The sequence below is a fragment of the Piscinibacter sp. genome, from assembly GCF_050175855.1.
Taxonomy (GTDB): Bacteria; Pseudomonadota; Gammaproteobacteria; order Burkholderiales; family Burkholderiaceae_C; genus Piscinibacter.
On sequence record NZ_JBFXIO010000347.1, the window covers coordinates 1 to 5,398 of the forward strand.

Genomic DNA, 5,398 nt, shown 5'->3' on the forward strand with positions numbered 1-5,398 from the left:
GCCCTGCCCTCGGGCGCGGCACCGACGGAGACCTTCACCGTCACCACCGTCGATGGCACCACGCGCACCATCACGATCACTGTCAACGGCACCGACGACGCAGCCGTGATCTCGGCGGGCACGGGCGCCGTCACCGAGGACGTCGCCGTCACCGGCGGCAACCTCGGCACCAGCGGCACGCTGACCGTCACAGACGTCGACACCGGCGAGGCCGGCTTCCAGCCTCAGGTGGCGACGACCGGGACCTACGGCGACTTCACGCTCGCGGCCAGCGGCGCGTGGACCTACACCGCCTCCAACGCCAATCCGGCCATCCAGGCGCTTGGCGCAGGCCAGACCCTCACCGACACCTTCACGGTGCGCTCGGTGGACGGCACCACCTCCACCGTCACCGTCACCATCAACGGTACCAACGACGTAGCGGTCATCTCGGCGGGCACGGGCTCCGTGACCGAGGACGTGGGCGTGTCGGGCGGCAACCTGTCGACCGGCGGCACGCTCACCGTCACCGACGCGGACACCGGCCAGGGCAGTTTCCAGCCCCAGGTGGCCACGCCCGGCTCCTACGGCATCTTCACGCTCGCGGCCAGCGGCGCGTGGACCTACAACGCCTCCAACACCAACCCGGCCATCCAGGCGCTCGGCGCCGGCCAGACCCTCACCGACACCTTCACGGTGCGCTCGGTGGACGGCACCACCTCCACCGTCACCGTCACCATCAACGGCACCAACGACGGCCCAGTAGCCCAGGCGGCCAGCTTCAGCGTCGCGGAGGACGCCGCCGTGGTCACCGGCGCCGTCACCGCCACCGACGTCGACAACGGCGACACGCTGACCTTCGCCCTGAACGGCGCGGCACCGGCCGGCCTGACCTTCAACGCCAACGGCACCTACAGCTTCGACCCGGCCGTCGCGGCCTATCAATCGCTCGGCGTCGGCCAGCAGCAGATCATCACGGTGCCATACACCGTCACCGACAGCGCCGGTGCCTCGGCCACCGCCAACCTCGTCATCACGGTCACCGGCACCAACGATGCGCCGGTGGCCAACGCCAATACCGGCCCGGCGACCGAGGACACGGTCCTGACCATCGTGCCGGCGGTGCTGCTGGCCAACGACACCGACGTCGACAATGGCACGACGCTGACCATCACCAGCGTGCAGAGCCCGGTCAACGGCACGGTGGCGCTGGTGGGCGGCAACGTCGTCTTCACGCCCACCGCCAACTACAGCGGCCCGGCCTCGTTCACGTACACCATCTCCGACGGCCAGGGCGGCAGCTCGACCGCGACGGTCACGCTGAACGTGGCTGCGGTGGCCGATGCGCCGACGCTGGTGATCAACGGCACGACGAACACCGGCGGTACGAGCACGCCGCCGAGCTTCCCGGTCAGCACCGGCCTGGTCCGCGAGTTCTTCCAGGACATCGCCGGCGTCAGCTCGTCGAACGCCGGCGACGTCGCAGTGGTCGAGGCGGCGGTCGAGAGCACCGCGCCGACCACGACGACCACGGTCACCGACATCAGCATTCCCGACCTCAACGTCGACGATGCCTACCGCTACAGCGGCTACGTCTACCTCGAGGCCGGCCAGACCTACCAGATCACCGGCAGCCGCGACGACACGCTGGCCGTCAAGCTCGGCGGCACCAGCGTCTACGGCGTCGGCTTCAACAACTGGGGCACGTTCACGGCCGCGGGCTTCACGCCGTCGGTGTCGGGCTACTACTCGCTGGAGGTCATCGCCTACAACGGCGACGGCGTCGGCGACCTCGACATCAACATGTCGGTCAACGGTGGCCCGGCGCAAGACCTGAACACCGCCAATTTCCGCCTCTACTCGAACACCAGCGACTTCACCGGCAGCCCGACGGTGTCGGGCCCGCTGGTGCCGAACGGCGACGGCGGCTACTACCCCGTCGGCGCAGGCGGCAGCGAAGACACCTCGATCCGACTGGGCACCATCTCGGCCAGCCTGAACGACACCGACGGCTCGGAGACGCTCGGCCTGACCATCGGCAGCATCCCGGTCGGCGCGGTGATCAGCGACGGCACCAACACCTTCACCGCGACCGCCGGCAACACCAGCGTGAACGTGACGGGCTGGTCGCTGAACAACCTGAGCATCACGCCGCCGCTGCACTTTGCCGGCACGATCAACCTGAGCGTGACGGCCACCGCGACGGAGTCCAGCGGCCCGGCGGCGACGACCACCGGTACCCTGCCCGTGACGGTGACGGCGGTGACCGACGCGCCGGTGGTGGCGGGCGACACTGCCATCGTGACGGTGGTTCAGGGCACGGGCACCGCCGCAACGGTGAACTTCCCGATCCTGGCCACGCGCGTCGATGTCGATGGTTCGGAGACGCTGCGAGTGCTGGTGTCGGGCGTGCCGGCCGGGGCCAGCTTCAGCGCGGGTACGAACAACGGCGGCGGCGTCTGGGAGTTCACGCCGGCGCAGCTCGACAACCTCTCGCTGACGATGCCGGCCGGCTCCACGACGACGACGACGTTCACGGTCACTGCCGTGACGCGGGAAGCCAGCACGGGTGCCGAGGCGTCCGATTCCTCGACGATCACGCTGTACATCGAGAACACGAGTTCCACCCAGACCGGTACCAACGGCGACAACACGCTGACCTTCACCAACAACACCGATCACTTCATCAACGCACTGGGCGGCAATGACGTCGTCAACGCCGGCAATGGTCAGGACCTGGTGCGCGGCGGCGACGGCGACGACACCCTGCGTGGCGAGAACGACAGCGACGCGCTGTGGGGCGACGCCGGCAACGACGTCATCGTCGGCGGCGCCGGCAACGACCTGATCCGCGGCGGCGCGGGCAACGATACGCTGACCGGCGGCACGGGCGCGGCAGGGGTGACTGACACCACTGCCGACGTCTTTGCCTGGTCGCTGGCCGACGGCGGCACGGCCGGCGCGCCGGCCGTGGACACGATCACCGACTTCAACGTGGCAGCGGTGTCGGCCGGTGGCGACGTGCTCGACCTGCGCGACCTGCTGTCCGGCGATACCCTCGGCCCCGGCAACACGGCGGGCAACCTGGCCAACTATCTCGACTTCTCGGTCAGCGGCAGCGGCGCCTCGGCGACGACCACGATCCGCATCAGCTCGAGCGGCCAGTTCACCGACGGCAACTACTCGGCCGGCGCAGAGGACCAGACCATCGTGCTGCAGGGCGTGGACCTGCCCAGCGCGCTGGGTCTGGGCGGCAGCGCCACCGACTCGCAGATCGTGCAGGAGCTGATCAACCGCGGCAAGCTGATCGTCGACAGCGTCGGCCCGTAAGAGCCGACGCTGCGGCCCCGGCGCCGCGAGCGCAACTGCCGGTCAGCCCGCGCTGCCCGGCTGCGCGCTGACCCAGGGCCCGGTCTGCGCGTCGACGCCGCACTGCCACAGGGCGTCGGCGTCGGCCTGTGCGGCCACGCCTTCGGCGATCACCTGCACCGACAGGCTGTGCAGCATCGTCACCAGCCCGGCGGCGAAGCCGGCACGGTGGGTGTCGCGACCGACGTCGCGAGTGATCGAGCCGTCGAGCTTCACGTAGTCCAGCCCCAGCTCGAACAGGCGCTCGATGCGGCCGAGGCGCTCGCCGGCATGCTCGAGGCCGAGCCGCGCCCCGGTGGGGCGCAGTTGCCGGCCCAGTTCGCGCACGAGCTCGAAGTGGTCGGCCGCGGCGGCCTCGGGCACCTCCAGCCACACCTGGCGCGCAGCGCGCGGTGCCTGCATCAGCTGGGCCCGCAGCCGCGCCGCGAAACCACTGTCCGACAGCGAGCCGATGGCGAGATTGATGGCCCGCGGCAGGCCGTCCATCGCGATCGCGCCGAGTGCCAGCGATAGCGCCCGTTCGTCGAGCGCCGCGGTCAGGCGGGCCCGTGCGGCCAGCGGCAGCCAGCGCGCGGCCGGCTCCTGGGGCCCCTCGGGCTCGATTTGCACGCGCAGCGGGCACTCCAGGTGCACCAGTTGCCCGCCCTTGCCGCGCACCGGGTACTCCACCAGCGCCACCCGGCCGGCGCCCAGCGCCTCGTGCAGCCGGCGCCGCCAGCCGCCCTCGCCCATGCGGGCCAGGGCCTGGCCGGGCTCGCCCGCGGTGGCCACCGCGAACGGTCCCTGCGCTTCGGCACGCGCCAGCGCCATGTCGGCCTGCGCCATCAGCTCCGCCAGCGGCATGCCACGCGCGGCCTCGACGGCACCGGCCGCCACCGCGGCCTGCCGGCCGAATGCCGGCAGCACCGCCTGCAGCGCGGCGGAGACGGCACGGGCCGTCTCCTCGGCCACACCGCCGGCGGGCAGGCACATCGCGAAGTCCGAGCCGTTGAGCCGGCCGACGAAGCAGCCCTCGACGCGCGCGGTGTAGGCCTGCAGGGCCTGCGCCACGGTCTCGATCAGGCGATCGGCGCTGGCGTGACCGATGCTGCGGTTGAGCTCGGCGAGCTCGAGGATGCGCAGCAGCACCAGGCCGCCCTCGGCGCTGCCGTCTTCGCGGTGGAGCATGGCGTCGAGCTGGCCGAGGAAGTGGGCGCGGTTCGACAGGCCGGTCAGCGCGTCGCAGTTGGCCTGCCGGCGCAGGGTTTCGACCTGCCTGGCCTGACCTTCGAACACCTGCTTGAGCCGCGCCACCATCGAGTTCATCGCGCGCACCAGCCGGCGCAGTTCGGGCGTGCCGGGTTCGTCGACGGTGACGTACTCGCCACGCTCGAGCGAGCGAGCCTGCTCCACGGCCCGCTCCAGTGGCCGGCGGATGCGCCCGACGATCAGCGCGCCAGCCAGCGCGGCCAGCAGGCCCAGCACCAGCATGGCCGAGCCGGCGCGCTGCACGGCGTGCCAGAGCTCGTCGTGCGCGTAGCTGTCGTGGCTCTCGACCTCGACGCGGCCGATCGCCCGCCAGCCGTCGGACACCTGCGCCACGCCGGCCGGCGACTCGATCGGCAGCAGCCGCTCGAACCAGCGCGGCGCGTCCAGCGGCCGCGGCTGCGCCTCTCGGGCGAACAGCACGGCGCCATCGCTGCCGACCAGGCGGATGCGCCGGTAGTAGCCGGTATCGAACTGGGCCGACAGCGCCAGATCCATCAGCGCCTGGTCACCCTTCTGCTGCGACAGCACCAGCGCCATCGCGCCGGCGTTGTCGGCGTTCTTCATGCGCAGCTGGGCCTGCAGGGTGTCGCGCATCGAATCGGTGTGGACGGCCACGCCGCCGACGAAGGCCAGCACGATCACGATGAACAGCTTGAGCCAGATCTGGCCGATCAGCGACATGAGAATCTCCCTGGCGTCATTGGAACCCCTCCGAACTCGCCTTCGCAATGATTTCGCGCCAACGCGACAGCCGGCTCACCGGATCGCCGGCCGGCGCGCCCGCAGTGCCTTGCCACAGGCC

At 71.2% G+C, this 5,398-nt stretch carries 2 protein-coding genes; one reads left to right on the forward strand and one right to left on the reverse strand.

Features of this window, described 5'->3' with window-relative positions; translation table 11 throughout:
- A partial coding sequence (locus AB7U92_RS21000) for a VCBS domain-containing protein (protein WP_428581596.1) occupies window positions 1-3,309 on the forward strand: 3,309 nt, incomplete at its 5' end.
- 42 nt (window positions 3,310-3,351) lie between these two features.
- Here AB7U92_RS21000 and AB7U92_RS21005 read toward each other — a convergent pair.
- Window positions 3,352-5,277 (reverse strand): EAL domain-containing protein, encoded by a 1,926-nt coding sequence (locus tag AB7U92_RS21005; protein ID WP_428581599.1) that lies wholly within the window; start codon window positions 5,275-5,277, stop codon window positions 3,352-3,354.
- Window positions 5,278-5,398 lie beyond the last annotated feature (121 nt).